Origin of the sequence: Kitasatospora sp. NPDC101235 (assembly GCF_044767505.1) — a bacterium.
Lineage (GTDB): Bacteria > Actinomycetota > Actinomycetes > Streptomycetales > Streptomycetaceae > Kitasatospora.
This window is the reverse complement of sequence record NZ_JBIWNZ010000003.1, coordinates 350,577-368,683: the sequence shown is the minus strand read 5'-3', so window position 1 is coordinate 368,683 and position 18,107 is coordinate 350,577. Positions and strand designations below refer to the sequence as shown.

Below are 18,107 nucleotides of genomic sequence, written 5' to 3'. Positions count from 1 at the left end.
CGAGCGGGGCCGCTACTTCTTCTTCCCGGCCGGGTCGGCCGGGTGCGGGGCCACCTTGCGGTCGCCCTTGGTGGCGATCCGCTCCTCGCACAGCCGGGCCAGCACCTCGTACGCCTCCTTGCCCATCAGCTCGGTGAGCTCGGGGCGGTAGCTGACGTACACCGGCTCCGCGCCCTGGTGGGCCGCCGGGGCACCGGTGCACCACCAGTGCAGGTCGTGGCCGCCCGGGCCCCAGCCGCGGCGGTCGTACTCGCCGATCGACACCTGGAGGTAGCGGGTGTCGTCGGGGCGGTCGATCCAGTCGTAGGTGCGGCGGATCGGCAGCTGCCAGCAGACGTCCGGCTTGGTCTCCAGCGGCTCGCGGCCCTCCTTGAGCGCGAGCGCGTGCAGGGCGCAGCCGGCGCCGCCCGCGAAGCCCGGGCTGTTCACGAAGATGCAGGCGCCGTTGACCCGGCGGGTCTGGCGGTCGCCGTCCTCGTCCAGCATGGTGATGCCGCCGTCGGCGACGATCCGGCCCTTGGCGTCGGTGCCCTCGGCGAAGTTCTCCCACAGCTCGGGGGTCAGCCGGGCCGCGTGCGACCGGACGCGCTTCTCGTCGTCCTCGTCCGAGTAGTGCGCGCCCAGCGTGCAGCAGCCGTCCGACTCGCCACGGCCCTCGCGGATGCCGTGGCAGCCCTGGCCGAAGACGCAGGACCAGCGGGAGGTCAGCCAGGTGAGGTCGCAGCGGAAGACCTGCTCCTCGTCGGCGGGGTCGGCGAACTCGACCCAGGCGCGGGGGAAGTCGAGCGGGACCTCGTCGCGCGGGATCTCGCGGCGCAGGGTCGGCATTGCGAGGTCGACGGGGGCGGGGGAGGCCTTGGGCTTCGCCTTGGCCTTCTTCTTGGACGTTTCTGCTGGTGCCACCCGGCAAGGGTAGAGCTTTCGGGGGCGATGGCGCGGTGGCGGGACCGGTGGCGGGGCCCGTGGCGGTGGGACCGTCCGGGGTGAAGGCGGGGTGAAGAGGTCCGTCGGGCCCTGCGGGCGGGCCCGGGGGCGTGCCTAGGATGGCGGCCGGTCCGCTACGGGACCGCTACGGGGAGGTGCGGGGATGGCAGGCGGCAGCACCGGGGCGTCCGGCCGCGCGGGCGGGGAGTTCGTCCTCAAGCCGTGGGAACTGCACGGTGAGGGGCGGGAGTTCGAGAAGATCGGCGGCGAGCTGACGAAGGCCGTCGCCGCCCTGGAGCAGGGGCTCGCCGCGCTCGGCGCCCCCTGGGGGGCGGACCGGCCGGGCAGCGGCTTCGCCGCCGTGTACGGGCCGGCGCGCGGTGAACTCGTCGGCGGGCTGCGGGGGTTGGCCGGGCGGGTGGCCGGGATCGGGGCCGGGCTGCACACGATGGCCGCGCGGACGGCCGACGCGGACAGCTCGGCGGCGAGCGGGTTCGGGGCGTCGGCGGTGCCGGGGGCCCCAGGGGTGTCGGGCGCGGCAGGAGTGCCGGGGGTGTCGGGCGCGGCAGGGGTGCCGGGGGCCCCGCCGGTGACGTCCGCGGTGTACTCGACGGTGCCGGGGGCAACCCCGGGGGCGGCTCCCACCGTCCCCAAGGACATGCCGGTCTGACGGACCCGGCTCGAAGGGGGAAGCGCGTGTCCCGGAAACTGCCCGAGGAACTGGTCCCGGTGCTGGCCCGGACCGGCCAGCAGTGGCCGCAGGCCGACGAGGAGGGCCTGCGCAAGGCCGCCGGAGTCTGGCGCGAGTTCGGCAAGGAGGCCGATCGGCTCACCCGCCGCGGCGGTGAGTCCGTCCGGCGGGTCACCGCCGACAACTCCGGTCACGCGGTCGAGGCCTTCGGAGCGTACTGGCAGGCCTTCAGCGGCGGCGGCAGGGGCCACCTGGACGACGCGCACAGCGCGGTCGGGCTGGTAGCCGGGGCCTTCGACACGGCCGCGCGGGCCGTGGACACCTGCAAGGCCGAGATCATCGCGACCCTGCAGCAGCTCGCCGCCGACCTCAAGCAGGCCGAGGAACAGGCGGCCAAGGCCAAGGAGGCGGCCGGCAAGGTCGCCGCGGCGGCCGCCGGTGACCCGGCGAAGAGCGGGGTGGTCGGCGGACTGGAGAACGCCGTCGGCGGCTTCGCGGCCACGGTGAAGAACGCCGCCACCGAGCAGGTCGCGGCGGGGGTGGCGGCCGTCGCCGTCGAGGCCGCCGCGCTGAAGATCAGTGGACTGCTCGCCGAACTCGGCCGCGTCATGAAGGACGCCCTGTCCGGCGTGCTCAAGGAGCCGGCCGCCGTCGCCCTGCTGAAGCTCGGCACCGCGCAGGGGACGGGGATCACCGCCGCCTCGTACCGCAGCGGCGCGTTCGACCCGCTCGCCGCCGGGCTGCCCGCCGCCCTCGGCGAACCGGGCGTGCTCGCCGCGGACGGCTCCGGGCTGGTCCTGCTCGCCGGGAAGGACGGCAAGCCGCTGGTCGGCGTGCCGGGGCTGACGGTCAAGGTGGACGAGTACGGCGAGCCCGTCCTCGGCCCGGACGGGCAGCCGGTCATCCTCCGCGCCGACGGCACACCGGTGGCCGACGCCACCGGGCTGCTGGTCGTCCCGGGGCCGGACGGCAAGCCGGTGGTCGGGGTGGCGGACCTGGCCGTCCGGCTGGACGAGCACGGGCAGCCGGTGCTCACCGGCGAGAACGGCAAGGAGGTCCGCGGGGTGCCGCTCGCCGGGCTGACGCCGGGGGCGGACGGACCGGGTGGCGACAAGCCCGGTGTCGACAAGCCCGGGGAGGACAAGCCGGTCGCGGGTGCGACGCCCGACGGGCCGGCGGATCCGAAGGCGCCTGGCGCCGTGACGGTGGCCTCGGTCGCGGTGGCGGAGCCTGGGGCGGTCGTCGGCGGCCCGGACGCGGCGGTCGCGGCGAGTGCGCCCGCGGGTGCGGTGTCGGCCGGGGCCGGGTACGGCACCGGGGGCTTGCCGGGGCAGCACCGGGCGGCGGGCAGTGGTGGTGGCGGGGGCCGCAGTGACTGGACGCCGCCGGCGCCGGCCGTTGCCGCGCCGGTCCGGCAGGGCGGCGGGTCGGCGGGCTGGTCGGAGGGGGACTACCCGCTCCAGGCGCCCGCGGCTTCCTCGCACGGCGGTGGCGGTGGCGGTGGTGGCGGTGGCGGTGCGAGCAGTGCGGGCGGTGGCGGTGGGCCGGTGACCGTACGGACGGACTCGGTGAGTGCGCCGGCCGCGCCCGTCACCGCGCCGTCCGCCGGTGCCCCCTCGCACGGCCCGGCACCGGACGCCCCGTCGACGGTCCGGCCGGTCGGGGTGCCCGGCCAGTTCGGGACTCCGGCGTACGGCGGCGGGTACGGCGGGTACCAGGCGGCCGGTCCGGTCGGCACCGTCGGGCCCGGGCCGCTGGCGGGCACCGGAGGCGGACCCGTGAACGTGGCGGCACCGTTCGGCAGCGGCGTCGGGGCGGGCGCGGCAGGCGGCCCCGGTGGCGTGGTGGGCGGCGGCCCGGCCGCCGGCGCGCCGCAGCCCGGCGCGCCGGCGACCCGGACCCCGGTCGGCGCGGCGCCGCACCCGGTCGTCGGACCGCCGCCGGTCCATGCCGCGCCGCCGCCTCCGGCCGCACCCCCGATCGTCGGGACCACTCCCGTGACCGGCCGACCCGAAGCGCACCCGGGGGAGGCCCGGCGACGGGAGAACGCGGCGGGCCTCGCCGACCCGACCCTCGCCTGGGGCGCGGTCCCGGTCGCGACCGCCCACGCGATGGCCCTCCAACTCGCCCTTCGGGCACGGTGCGGAGCCCAGCCGGACGATCAGGCGGTACGGCTGCGCAGCATCGCCGACAGCCGTCCGTACGGCCTGCCGGGAGGGCTTGCGCCGGTCGACCCGGAGCACCAGGCCGAGCTCGAACGCCGCGCACCCCGGGACGAGGACGGCCAGCCCGTCCGCCACCCCGACCCGGCGGCCGGCGGCTGGGCGGAGGCCGTCAACGACGGCGGCTACCGCGAACCGGGCCGGGCGAACAACAGTCTGGAGATCGCCCTCTCCGCGGTCGAGTGCTACACCGGCCGCCCGACCTGTGCGGCCCCGCGCATCCCCACCGAGGGCGACGCCGGTGAACGCGGCGGCCGGGACCGCGCCGAACGCGAACTCGGCGCCCCGTTCCGGGACCTGGGCGACGGCGGCCGCGCCTTCGACCGCCTCGCCGACGACCTCCGCCGCGCCGGCCACGGCTCCCAGGCGGTGCTCCTCACCCTCGACGCCTACGGGCGCCCGCACGCCTGGAACGCCGTCAACCACCAGGACACCGTCACCTACCTCGACCACCAACTCGCCCGTCAGGCCCCCACCCCCCTCCACCCCGCCACCCACGGCCTCTGGGCCATCGCCCTCACCCCCGAAGGCCGCCCCCTCGATCTCGCCCCTGCCGCCTGACCTGCACCTGCCTGCGTAGGAAGTCGGCCAGGTCGACTTCCTGTGCAGCTCGACTCAAGGGCGCTCGGGGGTGGGGAATCTGTAGACCGGTCGGCATAGCTCTCGCGTGAGAAGTCGGCCTGTTCGACTTCCTGTGCGCGTTCGGGTCGGTCGGGCTTCGGTGTGTGCAGGAATATGTGGACCGACCGTCATATTTGGCTGTTGGGCCGCGGGGGCGGTGCGCAGGAAGTCGGCGGGGCCGCCCTCGCCCCTGCCGCCTGATTCGCACCTGCCTGCGTAGGAAGTCGGCCAGGTCGACTTCCTGTGCAGCTCGACTCAAGGGCGCTCGGGGGTGGGGAATCTGTAGACCGGTCGGCATATCTCTTGCGTGAGAAGTCGGTCTGTCCGACTTCCTGTGCGCATGCGGGTCGGCTGGGCTTCGGTGTGTGCAGGAATATGTGGACCGACCGTCATATTCGGCTGTTGGGCCGCGGGGGCGGTGCGCAGGAAGTCGGCGGGGCCGACTTCTGGTGCGGGGGAGGGGCGGGAGGGGGCGGGAGGGGGCGGGGCGTGCGGGGGTTGCGCAGGAAGTCGGCGGGGGTGACTTCTGGTGCTTGGTGCGGGCCCGGCGTGGGGGCGTAGGGTCGCGGGTCGGGCCGGGATGGGCGTCGGGGAGTGGACGGGACGGGGTGGCCGGGTGGTTTCGCGGGCGCAGGCGGTGGAGGCGGGGCACCGGTGGATCAACGGGGACCTGCCGCAGGGCGCCGGGGCGGTGCGGCGGGTGTGCACCCACGAGTTCGAGCTCGGCTGGGTGGTGTGGGCCGAGCCCGCCCGGGTGGTGGTGGACCCGCGGACGGGGGAGCGGCGGGCGCCCGAGGAGGTGGGGGCGGCCTGCGCCGTGGTGGACCGGGACAGCGGTCGGTTCTCGGTGTGGCCCTCGGTGCCGGTGGACGAAGTGATCGGGCTGTACCGGGACTTCGTCGGCGCCGGCGGCTACGACCCGACCCTCCCGCCGGCGACCGGCCGGGGCGCCCGGGCCGAGCTGACCTACCGGGACGGCACGGGCGAGGAACGGTCCCTGGCCCTGCGCTCCGCGGCGGGCCTGCCGCACCCGGCGCTGCGCGGCTGGTGGTGGCTGCGCGAGCAGGGCGTCGCCGCCGAGGACGTGCTGGCCGTCCGGACCGACCTGCGGCCGAGCGCCCTGCCCGGCGGCTACTGGTCGTACGCGCTGGCCGCCGAACTGCCCCACGCCCGGATCGACTTCGAGTTCCCGTACGGCCCGCGCTTCGACCACCGGGCCGCCGCCGTACGGGCGCTGCCCGCGCCGCCGGACGGTCCGGCCCGCAACCGGGTGCCCTTCCCCCGCGCGGTGCGCAACACACCCGATGAGACCGACGCGGCGCTCGCCGCCCGGCTCGCGGAGCGGTTCGGCCCGGCGGGCGTCCAGCGCTTCGATCCGGCGGACGTCGCCCGCGCCGAACTCCCCGGGGACGCGGCCGCGTTGCTGCTGACGGTGGGCGTCCCGGTGGCCGTGCCGGGGTTCTTCTCGCTGCACCACCCGGGTGCGGAGGCGATCGCCGACGGCACCCGCCAGGGCTGCGCCTTGCCCCTGCTCGCCGCGCACCTGGCCGATCTCGGCCGCGGCACCCGGCCGGCCGAGCGGGAGCGCCTGGCGCTGGCCGGGCAGCTGGTGCTGGGGACGGACGGCTGGGCGCTGCTGGCCCTCGACCCGGCGGACGGCGCCGTCCGGGCGGTCGACCCGGACTACGCGACCGCCCGCCACTGCAACGCGAGCCTGCGTGCCTTCGTCCGCTGCCTGGAGCTGTTCGCCGGCTGGTGGCCCGCCCTGCGCGGGCTCGACCCGGTGGCCGCGGGCGGCGCGGTGGACGCCCTGCAGCGCGCGCTGGCGGAGGCGGACGACACGGTCTTCGCCGACCCGGAGAACTGGTGGGCCGTCATCGTGGAGCAGCTGTGGGACGGTCTGTTGTGACGGTCGGCCGTCACAACGGACCACCGAAGCAACGCGAGGCGGGTGTCCGGAGGCTCGACAGCGGGGAGTCCTGGCAGCCGGTGACCGCCCGGGACGTCGACGGCCCGATCACCGACACCCCGGCCCCGGCCCGCCGCCCCACCGGGCGCCCGCGCGGCCACTGACCGCCCGGGCGGTCCGGACGCGGATGACCGGATCCGCCGGATCGCCGGCCCGCCCGCCGGCCGGTCCCGGACCAGCGTGAATACCGCCGCACCCGCTCTCACCAGGATCCGGATCGCGTAGCGTGGAGAGTTATGCGACTCGGTGTGCTCGACGTAGGTTCCAACACGGTCCACTTCCTCGTGGTGGACGCCCATCCGGGCGCTGCCCCGCTGCCCGCGTACTCGCACAAGGCCGAGCTGCGCCTCGCCGAGCTGCTGGACGCGGACGGCGCGATAAGCGAGGCCGGCATCGAGCGGCTGGTCGGCCACGTCTCCTCCTCGCTGCGGGTCGCCGAGGACAAGGGCGTCGTCGACATCCTCCCGTTCGCCACCTCCGCCGTGCGCGAGGCCGCCAACGGCGAGGAGGTGCTGAGCCGGGTGACCGCCGAGACCGGCGTCGAGCTGCGCGTGCTCTCCGGGCAGGACGAGGCCCGGCTCACCTTCCTGGCCGTCCGCCGCTGGTTCGGCTGGTCCTCGGGCCGGTTGCTCAACCTGGACATCGGCGGCGGCTCGCTGGAGATCGCCTGCGGCCTGGACGAGCAGCCGGACGTCGCCTGTTCGCTGCCGCTGGGCGCCGGTCGGCTGACCGCCCGCTGGCTGCCGGGGGACGTCGCCGACCCGGAGGGGCTGCGCGGGCTGAGACGCCACATCCGGGCCGAGCTCGCCACCGTGGTCGGCGAGATCACCCGGCTCGGGCCGCCGCGGCACGCGGTCGCCACCTCCAAGACCTTCAAGCAGCTGGCCCGGATGACCGGCGCCGCCCCCGCCGACGCCGGCCCGTACACCGACCGCCGGCTCACCCACAGCGGGCTGGCCGCCTGGCTGCCCCGGCTGTCCGCGATGACCGTCGCCGAGCGCGCGCGGATCCCCGGTGTCTCCGAGGGCCGGGCCAAGCAGCTGCTGGCCGGTGCGCTGGTCGCCGACGCCGCGATGGACCTGTTCGGCCTGGACGAGCTGGACGTCTGCCCGTGGGCGCTGCGCGAGGGCATCATCCTGCGCCGTCTGGACGCCATGGACAGCCCCGCCGACCGCCGCCGCCCGGCGCTCACCCCGTAACCCGGGCGCGCCCGGGACGGCCGTCCCGCCGGGCGGCACCGCGACACCCGGGCGCCGGACGCCCGCCCCGGTTCGCCGCCGATCGACGACCGACTCGACGACCGACTCGATGACCGATCGACCACCGATCGACCGTCCCCGACACAACGTGCCGATGGTCACTGCGCCTGTCGTCCCGCCCCGTTCGCAGCGTGCTCCGCTTACGCTGTCTCCCGTGGTGCAACCAGCGGGCGAGGACGGAACGCAGGAGGGCCGCACTCCCGGGAACGGGCAGTCGCGGTCGGACGGCCCGCGCCGCCGGCTCGGCAAGGCGGTCACGGGCGCCACCGCCGCCCAGGCCGCGAAGCAGGCCGCGAAGGCGGTCAAGGCCGCCCAGCGCACCGCGAAGACGGCGGCAGCGAAGACGGCAGCAGCGAAGACGGCAGCAGCGAGGACGGCCGCCACGAAGCCCGCCGCCACGAGGACGACCGCGGCGAAACCGGCCACCACGGAGCAGGCCACCGCCGGGAAGCCCGCCCCGAAGAAGCCCGCCCCGAAGAAGCCCGCCCCGAAGAAGCCCACCCCGAAGGAGACCCGCACAGCCCGGGCCGCCGGCGCCGCCAAGGCCGCCGTCCAGTCCGTCCGCTCGGTCAAGGCCGCCAAGCGCGACGCCGCCCGCCCGCCGCTGCTGCGCACCACCGACCGGCTGGTGCTGCCCCGGCACCCGGCCCTGCACATCCCCGACACCAAGGTGGTGCTGTCCACCGCCTCGGTGTACCCGGCGAGCACCGCCGTCGCCTTCGAGCTGGCCGCCAAGCTCGGCTACGACGGGATCGAGGTGATGGTCTGGAACGACCCGGTCAGCCAGGACATCGACGCCCTGCGCCGGCTCTCCGACGCCCACCAGCTGCCCATCCTGGCCGTGCACGCGCCCTGCCTGCTGATCACCCAGCGGGTGTGGACCACCGACCCGTGGACCAAGCTGGTCCGGGCCCGGGCGGCGGCCGAGAAGCTCGGCGCGAGCGCCGTGGTCGTCCACCCGCCGTTCCGCTGGCAGCGCCAGTACGCCCGGGAGTTCGTCGAGGGCGTCAACCGGATGGCGGGCGAGACCGATGTCCGCTTCGCCGTCGAGAACATGTACCCGTGGCGCTACCGCGACCGCGAGATGCTCGCGTACGCGCCCGGCTGGGACGTCACCGACGAGGAGTACCGGCACTTCACCATCGACCTCTCGCACGCCGCCACCTCCCGGATCGACACCTTCGCCATGGTCGAGCGGATGGGCGACCGGCTCGCCCACGTCCACCTGGCCGACGGCAGCGGCTCCGGCAAGGACGAACACCTGATCCCCGGCCGCGGCAAGCAGCCCTGCGCCGAACTGCTGGAGCACCTGGCCCGCACCGGCTTCGACGGCCACGTGGTGCTGGAGGTCAACACCCGCCGCGCGGCCTCCCCCGCCGAACGCGAGGCCGATCTGGCCGAGGCGCTCGCCTTCACCCGCTTGCACCTGGCCACCCCCTCGCACGTACGCTGAGCCGTCCGGCGCGAGCGGTGCGAACCGCCTTATCGAGGGGGAAGAGTGGCGAGGGATCAGGAGTTCGGCGGGCTCAGTGACTTCCGCGAGCTGGCCGGGAGTTTCGGTGCGGTGGCCGCCGCGTACGACCGCGGCCGCCCCGGCTACCCGGAGGAGCTGTTCGACGAGCTGGAGCGGCTCTGGGGCCGTGAGCTCAAGGGCGCCAGGGTCCTGGACGTCGGCGCCGGCACCGGCATCGCCACCCGCCTGCTGGCGGCCCGCGGCGCGGACGTCGTCGCCGTCGAGCCCTCCGCCGGGATGGCCGCGCAGTTCCAGGCCGTCTCACCGCACCTCCCGCTGGTCCGCGGCGGCGGCGACGACCTGCCCTTCCACGACGGCTCCGCCGACCTGGTCACCTACGCCCAGGCCTTCCACTGGACGCACCCCGAGAGGTCCGTCCCCGAGATCGTCCGGGTGCTGCGGCCCGGTGGCGCCGTCGCGGCCTGGTGGAACGTCTTCGACGAGACCGTCCCGTGGGTGCGCGCCCGCGGCGAGCGGCTGTCGGCCGAGCTGTCCGGCCGCTACCACGGCTACCAGGGGGTCGCCGGGCTGATCGCCCCCGCCGCCGACGCCGGGCTGGAGGTCTCCCGCACCAAGCTGCGCTGGCAGCGGCAGGTGCCCGTCGACCAGGTCGTCGACAACCTCACCTCGCGCTCCTACTTCGCCTCGCTCACCCCCGAGCAGCGCGAACCGCTGCTCGCCACCGAGCGCGCGGCGCTGCTGGCCGAGTTCCCGGACGGACAGGTGGTCGAGCCGTACGTCGTGGACCTCACCGTGGCCGTCAAGCGGGGCTGAGGGCCGCCCGCCGCCTGCCCGCATCGCGGACGGACCGTCTGCCGGTCGGACGGCGGGCGTAGGCTCGGTACCCACAGCGGCCCCCGAACCCTCCCAGCAGCGGGGAGCCGGCGAGCCCCGAAGGAGTGGAGCACAGTGCCCGAGCTGAGGTCCCGTACGGTCACCCACGGTCGCAACATGGCAGGCGCCCGGGCGCTTCTCCGGGCGGCCGGCGTAGCCCGCGAGGACTTCGGCAAGCCGATCATCGCGGTCGCCAACTCCTTCACCGAGTTCGTCCCCGGCCACACCCACCTCCAGCCGGTCGGCCGGATCGTCTCCGAGGCGATCAAGCAGGCGGGCGGCATCCCGCGCGAGTTCAACACCATCGCCGTGGACGACGGCATCGCGATGGGCCACGGCGGCATGCTGTACTCGCTGCCCTCGCGCGACCTGATCGCCGACTCGGTCGAGTACATGGTCAACGCGCACTGCGCCGACGCCCTGATCTGCATCTCCAACTGCGACAAGATCACCCCGGGCATGCTGATGGCCGCGCTGCGCCTCGACATCCCGACCGTGTTCGTCTCCGGCGGCCCGATGGAGGCCGGCAAGGCCACCCTGGTCGACGGCACCGTGCGCAAGCTCGACCTGGTCGACGCGATCTCCCAGGCGGTCAACGAGAACGTCTCCGACGAGGACATCGCGATCATCGAGGAGAACGCCTGCCCCACCTGCGGCTCGTGCTCCGGCATGTTCACCGCCAACTCGATGAACTGCCTGACCGAGGCGATCGGCCTCTCGCTGCCCGGCAACGGCTCGGTGCTCGCCACCCACACCGCCCGCCGGGCGCTGTACGAGAAGGCCGGGCAGACCGTCGTCGGGATCGCCAACCGCTACTACGGCGGCGACGACGCCTCGGTGCTGCCCCGTGCGATCGCCACCCGCGCCGCCTTCGAGAACGCCATGGCCCTGGACATCGCCATGGGCGGCTCGACCAACACCATCCTGCACCTGCTCGCCGCCGCCCAGGAGGCCGAGCTGGACTTCGACATGCGGGCCATCGACGCGATCTCCCGCAAGGTGCCCTGCCTGTCCAAGGTCGCGCCGAACGGCTCGTACTACATGGAGGACGTGCACCGGGCCGGCGGCATCCCGGCCATCCTCGGCGAGCTGTACCGGGCCGGGCTGCTCAACGAGGACGTCCACACCGTGCACGCCGACTCGCTCGCCGAGTGGCTCAAGACCTGGGACGTGCGCGGCGGCTCCCCGTCCGACGAGGCCGTCGAGCTGTGGCACGCCGCCCCCGGCTGCGTCCGCTCCGCCGAGGCCTTCTCGCAGTCCGAGCGCTGGGAGTCGCTGGACACCGACGCCGCCGGAGGCTGCATCCGCAGCGTCGAGCACGCCTACTCGGTCGAGGGCGGCCTGGCCGTGCTGTACGGCAACCTCGCCGAGGACGGCTGCATCGTGAAGACCGCCGGCGTGGACGAGTCGATCTGGACCTTCAGCGGCCCGGCCGTCGTGGTCGAGTCCCAGGAGGACGCGGTCGAGGCGATCCTCGCCAAGCGGGTCAAGGAGGGCGACGTCGTCGTCATCCGCTACGAGGGCCCCAAGGGCGGCCCGGGCATGCAGGAGATGCTCTACCCGACCTCCTTCCTCAAGGGCCGGGGCCTGGGCAAGGCCTGCGCGCTGGTCACCGACGGCCGCTTCTCCGGCGGCACCTCGGGCCTGTCCATCGGCCACGCCTCCCCGGAGGCGGCCTCCGGCGGCACCATCGCGCTGGTCGAGGACGGCGACACCATCGCCATCGACATCCCCGGCCGCCGGATCTCCCTGGAGGTCCCGGACGAGGTCCTGGCCGAGCGCCGCCGCGCCCTGGAGGCCGCGGGCGGCTACCGGCCGAAGAACCGCGACCGGCAGGTCAGCCAGGCCCTGCGGGCCTACGCGGCGATGGCCACCTCGGCGGACAAGGGCGCCGTCCGGGACGTGAGCAAGCTCGGCTGAGCCCGCACGGAACGAGGAGGAGCCGTCCCGCAGGCCGGGACGGCTCCTCCGCCGCATGTGGCGGTCGGGTGATAATCGACGGCGTGAGCGAGCAGCCCCCCATCCCCGCCCCCGCCCCCGCCGGCACCCCCGAGCCGGAGCCGATCCGCTTCTTCGGCACCACCTGGCTCAACCGGGACAACGGCTACTGGCTGCGCCGGGTCGGCGTCTCGGTCGGCGCCCTGGCCGCGACCGCCGCCGCCGTGCTGGTGCTGCGCTTCGGCGTCGAGGGCGTCGCGCTCTCCGACAGCGGCGGCTTCGTGAACGGGCTGCTGACCGCCGCCATCGTGGTCTGCTCGATGATGGCCGTGCGGCGCACCTGGAAGATGCTCACCGAGGGCAAGGACCAGCTGACCGGCTGGATGGCCGAGGACGCGTCGCTCGGCGCGGTCTGGCTGATCGGCGGGGCCGGCTCCCTGGCCGCCTACTTCGTCCGCAGCCTGGTCGAGGCCCCCGGCGAGGGCGTCAAGCGGGCCGCCTACCAGCGGGCCGTCGAGCAGCACGGGAAGCGCCGGGCGGGGCGCAGTGGCCGGCCCGGCGCCAAGCGCAAGCGCTGACCGTCAGCTGCGGCCGACCGTGCCGCACCCGGTGTTCACCCCGCTTCGTCCGGACCCGCGCCGCTGCTTGGCCCTCAGGCTGCTCAGTCCTTGCCGCGGGCCTGCTTGACCGACCCGACCACCCCGGCGATCGCCAGCAGCAGGCCGGCCGGCAGCAGCGAGATGAAGAAGGCCTCGAACAGGTCCGCGTCGCCGAGGAACAGCTGGGCCAGCGTGTTCAGCGCCAGCAGGCCGCCGGCCGCCGGGAGCGCCGACTGCCACGGGTGCTCGTTCGCCCAGCGGCGCAGCCGCCGGTCGGCGGTGTCGTGCCGCAGTCGGCCGCCGACGGTGGCGACCAGGAAGAAGAAGAACAGGCCCCAGCCGGCCGGTGAGGCCAGCATGCTCAGCGACCAGTTCCCGGAGATCGCCTCGATCCCCAGGGCCGTCGCCCCCACCACCGCACCGACCCCCGCGGCGGTCCGCCACGGACCCACGGTCGCCGAGGCGACGGCGAGTTGCCGGTTCTCACGTCGGGACATTTCGTCGTGTGCCATGGCTCCACGGTGCGCCCGCCGGAGCCGGGAGGCCATAGGGGAAACCCCCGAGATTTCTCCCTAGGGGCAGGGTCGTTCGGGTCCGTTGCGACCACGGAGCGGACGGTCCCCGCGGGTGCCGCCGGGCGGTGCGAGGATGGCCGCAGCACCGAGGCAAGGAGTGGACCATGGGCAGCAGCGCAGCACACGGACAGAAGATCGCCTTCCTGGGCACCGGCAAGATCGGCGAGGCCCTGCTCTCCGGTCTGCTGCGGGCCGGCAAGAACCCGGCCGACGTCCTGGTGACCGCCCGACGCCCCGAGCGCGCGGTCGAACTCGCGGCCCGCTACGGCGTGGTGGCCGTCTCCAACATCGAGGCCGCCAAGCTCGCCGACACCCTGATCCTCGCGGTCAAGCCGCAGGACATGGGCACCCTGCTGGAGGAGCTGGCCCCGCACGTCGGTCCGGACCGGCTGGTGATCTCGGCCGCGGCCGGCATCCCCACCGCCTGGTTCGAGGAGCGGTTGGCGCCGGGTACTCCGGTGGTCCGGGTGATGCCCAACACCCCGGTCCTGGTGGACGAGGGGATGAGCGTCATCTCGGCCGGCTCGCACGCGGGTGAGGAGCACCTGGTGCGCGCCGAGGAGATCTTCAGCTCGGTCGGCAAGGCGCTGCGGCTGCCCGAGTCCCAGCAGGACGCGGCCACCGCGCTGTCCGGCTCCGGCCCGGCCTACTTCTACTTCCTGGTCGAGGCGATGACCGACGCCGGCATCCTGCTCGGGCTGCCCCGGCAGGTGGCGCACGACCTGATCGTGCAGTCCGCGATCGGCGCCTCGGTGATGCTGCGCGACTCCGGCGAGCACCCGGTGAAGCTGCGCGAGGCGGTCACCTCTCCGGCCGGCACCACCATCGCGGCGATCCGCGAGCTGGAGAACCACGGGGTGCGGGCCGCCCTGCTCGGCGCCCTGGAGGCGGCCCGGGACCGCTCCCGGGAGCTGGCCTCGGGCGGGAAGTAGCGGGAGGCAACGGGGAAACGGCCTGCGGAATCCCGCGGCAGAAGTCCCTGCGCGACCCCTCCCGCAATCGCGGCGCACCCCCTACGCTCTCGCCAACATCGTCCTACCGGTCGGTAGCGAGGTCGCCTGGAGGTCCGCTTGAGTGCCGCACCCCCCACGATCCCGCCCGGCCTGCGCGCCGGGCGGGCCGCGCTCGCCGTCAGCTTCCTGCTCCAGGGCACCGTCTTCGCCCTGCTGGTCACCTGCATCCCGGAGATCCAGCACCGGTACGGGCTGAGCGACGGGCTGCTGCCGGTCTTCCTGGCCGCGGTGCCGGTCCTGGCCGGGGTCGGTTCGATCCTCTCCGAGCAGCTGGTGAAGCGCACCGGCGCGCGGGCCGTGCTGCGGGTGGTCCAGCCCGCCGTCTGCCTCAGCCTGGCGGCCGTCGGGCTGGGCGGCGCGCTGTGGCAACTCGCCCTGGCGCTCGGCGCGTTCGGTCTGCTGGTGGGCGCGTTGGACGCCAGTATGAACATGCTCGGGGTGGGGCTCCAGCACCGCTACGGCCGTTCGATCATGATCGGCTTCCACGCCGCGTTCAGCCTCGGCGGCATCCTCGGCGCGGCCCTGGCGGGCCTCGGCTCGCACTACGCCCTCGGACTGCCGGTGCTGTTCGGCACGGCCGCCGCGGTGGTCGCCCCCCTCGCGGTGCTGACCGGCACCCTCCCCCGGCCTTCGGCCGGGGGGACCCCCACCGCCGGGCCGGCCGAGCTCGATGATGCCGTCCGGGAGGCCGCCGAGGCCGCCGCCCGCTCCGTCCCCTGGCGTCCGCTGCTGCCGCTCTGCCTGGCGATGGCCTTCGCGTACATCGCGGACGCCTCGGTCTCCAACTACAGCGTCAAGTACCTCACCGACGGGCTGGGCAGTCCGGAGGACCTCGCCAAGCTCTCCTACCTGGGCTACATGGTCGCGATGCTGCTCGGCCGCGCCCTGGGCGACCGCGCGGTGCAGCGCCTCGGTGCCGTCCCGGTGGTCCGCGCCGGCGCCGCGTTGGCCGCGTTCGGCTTCGCGGTGGCCGCCCTCGCGCCCGCCGCCTGGGCGGGCATCGCCGGATTCACCGTGCTGGGCTTCGGCATCTGCGCGATCATCCCGCAGGTGTTCGCGGCCGGCGGCCGGCTCTTCCCGGCCGACTCGGACGCCGCGGTGGCCCGGCTCAACCTCTTCAACTACGCGGGGTTCCTGCTGGGTTCGCCGCTGGTCGGCGCGATCGCGGACGCGAGCTCGTACCGCTGGGCGCTGCTCGCCCCGATGCTGCTGGTGCTCGCCGTCCTGCCGCTGGCCGACCGCTTCGCCCCGGCACCGGCCCTGGCCCCCGCCGTCGGGTGACGGCGGGGGCGGTCGACGGAGCGTGGGGTCAGCTGATCACGGTCTGGAGCTCGGGCAGGCCGAAGGTCCAGCTCTGGTCCTTGGCCGTGGTGGTGCCGCCCACCTGGCCGAACTCGTAGTAGACGTACGGCGCCCAGTTCAGCGTGTACGGCGCGGTGCCCCACGACGGGGTGTCGGTGATCTTGACGGTGAGCGTGACGCTCTTCGTCGCCCCGGGCGCGATCGGCGCGTTGAAGTGGAAGTTGGCGCTGTTCCCGTTGATCGCACAGTCGGAGGTGTCACCGGTGCAGCTGACGACGGTGAACGCTCCGGCCTGCGTGTTGGCCGGCCAGGTCGGCTGGACGGACTCGTAGGCGAAGTAGATGGCGCTGTTCTCGGTGTTGGTGAGGGACAGCGTCAGGGTCAGCTGGTCTCCCGCCTTCGCCGTCGGCTTGTCGACCGCGAAGGTGGTGCCGCTGACCGCGGCGGAGGCCGGCTGGGCGGCGAAGAACACGCCAAATCCCAGTATTGCAGCGAGAATTACCCCAAGGCGTTGCACGCTGAATGGCTTCATGGCGGAGAGGATATGGAGTCGCAAAGCTTTTGTCTGCACCGCCTCAACACGCGCCTCCACAGCTGCCCCACAACTTCCGTAGTTTCATCGCGCACCTGCCGTCCGGCCGTCCCCACGAGCACTGCCCCGGCGCGCCCTGGCGGCCGCCCGGCCACCGCCACCCGCTACGGTGGAGGCCATGCCCGAAGCCGAGCGTGACACCCCCTGCGGCCTGCACCTCTTCTGGGACGAGGCCGTCACCGCCTACGACTTCGGCCCCGGCCACCCGATGGACCCGACCCGGCTGGCCCTCACCATGCGCCTGGTCGAGGCGCTCGGACTGAGCACCGGGCCCGGGGTGACCGTCCGCTCCGCGCCGCCCGCCGGCGAGTCCACCCTCCGGCTGGTGCACACCCGGGAGTACATCGAGGCGGTCCGGAATGCCGCCGCCCACCCCGAGCGCTCCGACCCCCTGCACGGACTCGGCACCGACGACAACTGGTCCTTCCCGGCGATCCACTCGGCCTCCGCGCTGATCGCCGGCCAGTCGGTGGCCGCCGCCGAGGCGGTCTGGCGCGGCGAGACCCCGCACGCCGTCAACTTCGCCGGCGGGCTGCACCACGCGATGCCCGGCAAGGCCTCCGGCTTCTGCGTCTACAACGACCCGGCGCTGGCCATCGCCCGGCTGCTCGAACTCGGGGCCGAGCGGGTCGCCTACGTCGACGTGGACGTCCACCACGGCGACGGCGTCCAGGCGGCCTTCTGGAACGACCCCCGGGTGCTCACCGTCTCGCTGCACGAGCACCCCGCCACGCTCTTCCCGCAGACCGGGTGGTCGATCGAGACCGGCGGCGAGGGCGCCCCCGGCTCCGCCGCCAACCTGCCGCTGCCCGCGGGCACCGGCGACGCCGGCTGGCTGCGCGCCTTCCACGCGCTGGTGCCCGAACTGCTCGACGCCTTCCGGCCGCAGGTCCTGGTCACCCAGCACGGCGCCGACACGCACCTGGAGGACCCGCTCGCCCACCTCGCCGTCACCGTGGACGCCCAGCGGCTGATCGCCGAGGCGCTGCACGACCTCGCCCACCAGCACGCCGGCGGCCGCTGGGTGGCCACCGGCGGAGGCGGCTACGCCGTGGTGGACGTCGTCCCGCGCACCTGGACCCACCTGGTCGCCACCGCCGCCGCCCGGCCCGTCGACCCGGCCACCGAGACCCCCGAGTCCTGGCGCGCCGAGGTCTACCGCCGCACCCGCCGCCCGGCCCCGCTGCGGATGACCGACGGCGCCCGCCCGGTCTGGCGCGACTTCGACTCGGGTTACGATCCGGCCGACCGACTCGATCAGGCCATCCTCGCCACCCGCCGAGCGGTGTTCCCCCAGCACGGACTACTGGCCTGAACCCGCCCTCCCGGCCGCGCCCGGCCCGGCCCGTGCGTACCCCGAGCGGTGCCATCCGCCGGGCGGCTACGTACTGCAACAGTCCTATCTCTCACCGTACGAGGACTGCACTTCCCCTCTTCCCACTGGTACCACCCATAACTACTCTGGGGATACACGTGTGCCGGTGGAGTCACCGGAGGGGAAGCCGGTGCCTTGCACACGGGTAAGGGTCGGGTGATGGTCATGAGTTCCGTCGAGCGCCCCCTTCAGGAAGTCGTCTTCCTGACCGTGGCGGAGGTCGCCGCGGTCATGCGGGTGTCCAAGATGACGGTGTACCGGCTGGTGCACAGCGGAGAGCTGCCGGCCATCCGGGTCGGACGGTCCTTCCGGGTGCCCCAGCAGGCGGTGCACGAGTACCTCAAGGAGTCCTACGTGCGGCTCGAGAGCGCGTAGCGGAGGCGCGCGGGTGCGGGGGCCGCATCGGTGGGCCCCGCACCCGTTCGCCGGGGATTTCCCCCGAGTTCTCCGGCTGCCGGGGGCGCGATTTACAGCCCCGGGCAACCGGAAGGTAGGCTAGGCCCTCACGTCAGTCGTATGGACTCCGTCTCTCACGGGCGAGAGTCTCAGTGAGCGAGGGTTGTTCCGTGGGCTCTGTCATCAAGAAGCGTCGCAAGCGTATGGCCAAGAAGAAGCACCGCAAGCTTCTGAAGCGGACTCGCGTTCAGCGTCGCAACAAGAAGTAAGCGCCCCCGGCCGCG

At 74.4% G+C, this 18,107-nt stretch carries 17 protein-coding genes; 14 read left to right on the top strand and 3 right to left on the bottom strand.

Features of this window, described 5'->3' with window-relative positions; translation table 11 throughout:
• Positions 1-12: 12 nt before the first annotated feature.
• The gene (locus tag ACIRRH_RS07860; protein ID WP_403063211.1) at positions 13-903 is read right to left on the bottom strand and encodes a hypothetical protein; all 891 of its coding nucleotides are present in this window, start codon (positions 901-903) and stop codon (positions 13-15) included.
• 184 nt (positions 904-1,087) lie between these two features.
• Here ACIRRH_RS07860 and ACIRRH_RS07855 point away from each other — a divergent pair, with 184 nt between their 5' ends.
• The 9 genes from ACIRRH_RS07855 to ACIRRH_RS07815 all read left to right on the top strand — a co-directional run bounded on the left by ACIRRH_RS07855 (position 1,088) and on the right by ACIRRH_RS07815 (position 12,549).
• Complete coding sequence (locus tag ACIRRH_RS07855; protein ID WP_403063208.1) at positions 1,088-1,594, top strand: hypothetical protein; 507 nt, start codon at positions 1,088-1,090, stop codon at positions 1,592-1,594.
• 26 nt (positions 1,595-1,620) lie between these two features.
• A complete protein-coding gene (locus ACIRRH_RS07850; RefSeq protein ID WP_403063205.1) occupies positions 1,621-4,398 on the top strand; it encodes a toxin glutamine deamidase domain-containing protein in 2,778 nt (925 codons plus the stop codon).
• A 676-nt stretch (positions 4,399-5,074) separates the two neighbouring features.
• Positions 5,075-6,367 carry an SUKH-4 family immunity protein gene (locus ACIRRH_RS07845; protein WP_403063202.1) on the top strand — a complete coding sequence of 431 codons (1,293 nt, stop codon included), beginning with the start codon at positions 5,075-5,077 and terminating at the stop codon, positions 6,365-6,367.
• Entirely contained in the window at positions 6,364-6,531 is a 168-nt protein-coding gene (locus tag ACIRRH_RS07840) for a hypothetical protein (RefSeq protein WP_403063200.1), read from the top strand. Before ACIRRH_RS07845 ends, ACIRRH_RS07840 begins: the two co-directional genes overlap by 4 nt.
• A gap of 132 nt (positions 6,532-6,663) precedes the next feature.
• Positions 6,664-7,626, top strand: coding sequence for a Ppx/GppA family phosphatase (locus ACIRRH_RS07835; protein WP_403063197.1), 963 nt, complete (start codon positions 6,664-6,666; stop codon positions 7,624-7,626).
• 709 nt (positions 7,627-8,335) lie between these two features.
• Complete coding sequence (locus ACIRRH_RS07830) at positions 8,336-9,139, top strand: sugar phosphate isomerase/epimerase family protein (protein ID WP_403063700.1); 804 nt, start codon at positions 8,336-8,338, stop codon at positions 9,137-9,139.
• Between the two features lie 45 nt (positions 9,140-9,184).
• Entirely contained in the window at positions 9,185-9,973 is a 789-nt protein-coding gene (locus tag ACIRRH_RS07825; RefSeq protein WP_403063194.1) for a class I SAM-dependent methyltransferase, read from the top strand.
• Positions 9,974-10,108: 135 nt separating this feature from the next.
• Complete coding sequence (ilvD, locus tag ACIRRH_RS07820) at positions 10,109-11,953, top strand: dihydroxy-acid dehydratase (RefSeq protein ID WP_403063191.1); 1,845 nt, start codon at positions 10,109-10,111, stop codon at positions 11,951-11,953.
• 83 nt (positions 11,954-12,036) lie between these two features.
• Positions 12,037-12,549 (top strand): EamA/RhaT family transporter, encoded by a 513-nt coding sequence (locus tag ACIRRH_RS07815; RefSeq protein WP_403063188.1) that lies wholly within the window; start codon positions 12,037-12,039, stop codon positions 12,547-12,549.
• A gap of 83 nt (positions 12,550-12,632) precedes the next feature.
• On the opposite strand, the gene ACIRRH_RS07810 is transcribed toward ACIRRH_RS07815, so the two are convergent.
• Positions 12,633-13,082: a hypothetical protein gene (locus ACIRRH_RS07810; RefSeq protein ID WP_403063186.1), complete on the bottom strand. Its 450-nt coding sequence runs from the start codon at positions 13,080-13,082 to the stop codon at positions 12,633-12,635.
• 167 nt (positions 13,083-13,249) lie between these two features.
• Here ACIRRH_RS07810 and proC point away from each other — a divergent pair, with 167 nt between their 5' ends.
• Both proC and ACIRRH_RS07800 read left to right on the top strand, forming a co-directional pair.
• Positions 13,250-14,077 carry a pyrroline-5-carboxylate reductase gene (gene proC / locus ACIRRH_RS07805; protein WP_403063183.1) on the top strand — a complete coding sequence of 276 codons (828 nt, stop codon included), beginning with the start codon at positions 13,250-13,252 and terminating at the stop codon, positions 14,075-14,077.
• A gap of 138 nt (positions 14,078-14,215) precedes the next feature.
• Positions 14,216-15,439: an MFS transporter gene (locus ACIRRH_RS07800; RefSeq protein ID WP_403063180.1), complete on the top strand. Its 1,224-nt coding sequence runs from the start codon at positions 14,216-14,218 to the stop codon at positions 15,437-15,439.
• A gap of 28 nt (positions 15,440-15,467) precedes the next feature.
• Here the strand turns inward: ACIRRH_RS07800 and ACIRRH_RS07795 are convergent, their stop codons facing one another.
• Positions 15,468-15,932 (bottom strand): hypothetical protein, encoded by a 465-nt coding sequence (locus ACIRRH_RS07795; RefSeq protein WP_403063177.1) that lies wholly within the window; start codon positions 15,930-15,932, stop codon positions 15,468-15,470.
• A gap of 238 nt (positions 15,933-16,170) precedes the next feature.
• Here ACIRRH_RS07795 and ACIRRH_RS07790 point away from each other — a divergent pair, with 238 nt between their 5' ends.
• From ACIRRH_RS07790 to ACIRRH_RS07780, 3 genes are all read left to right on the top strand, one after another.
• Positions 16,171-17,367 carry an acetoin utilization protein AcuC gene (locus ACIRRH_RS07790; protein WP_403063174.1) on the top strand — a complete coding sequence of 399 codons (1,197 nt, stop codon included), beginning with the start codon at positions 16,171-16,173 and terminating at the stop codon, positions 17,365-17,367.
• Positions 17,368-17,592: 225 nt separating this feature from the next.
• Positions 17,593-17,802 (top strand): helix-turn-helix domain-containing protein, encoded by a 210-nt coding sequence (locus ACIRRH_RS07785; protein ID WP_045699258.1) that lies wholly within the window; start codon positions 17,593-17,595, stop codon positions 17,800-17,802.
• A gap of 191 nt (positions 17,803-17,993) precedes the next feature.
• Positions 17,994-18,092: a 30S ribosomal protein bS22 gene (locus ACIRRH_RS07780; RefSeq protein ID WP_003948845.1), complete on the top strand. Its 99-nt coding sequence runs from the start codon at positions 17,994-17,996 to the stop codon at positions 18,090-18,092.
• Positions 18,093-18,107 lie beyond the last annotated feature (15 nt).

Excerpts from the sequence above, each read along its gene's own strand:
- ACIRRH_RS07855 (WP_403063208.1), top strand. The coding sequence starts at position 1,088 with ATGGCAGGCGGCAGCACCGGGGCGTCCGGCCGCGCGGGCGGGGAGTTC.
- ACIRRH_RS07835 (WP_403063197.1), top strand. The coding sequence starts at position 6,664 with ATGCGACTCGGTGTGCTCGACGTAGGTTCCAACACGGTCCACTTCCTC.
- ACIRRH_RS07810 (WP_403063186.1), bottom strand. The coding sequence starts at position 13,082 with ATGGCACACGACGAAATGTCCCGACGTGAGAACCGGCAACTCGCCGTC.
- proC (WP_403063183.1), top strand. The coding sequence starts at position 13,250 with ATGGGCAGCAGCGCAGCACACGGACAGAAGATCGCCTTCCTGGGCACC.
- ACIRRH_RS07790 (WP_403063174.1), top strand. The coding sequence starts at position 16,171 with ATGCCCGAAGCCGAGCGTGACACCCCCTGCGGCCTGCACCTCTTCTGG.
- ACIRRH_RS07785 (WP_045699258.1), top strand. The coding sequence starts at position 17,593 with ATGAGTTCCGTCGAGCGCCCCCTTCAGGAAGTCGTCTTCCTGACCGTG.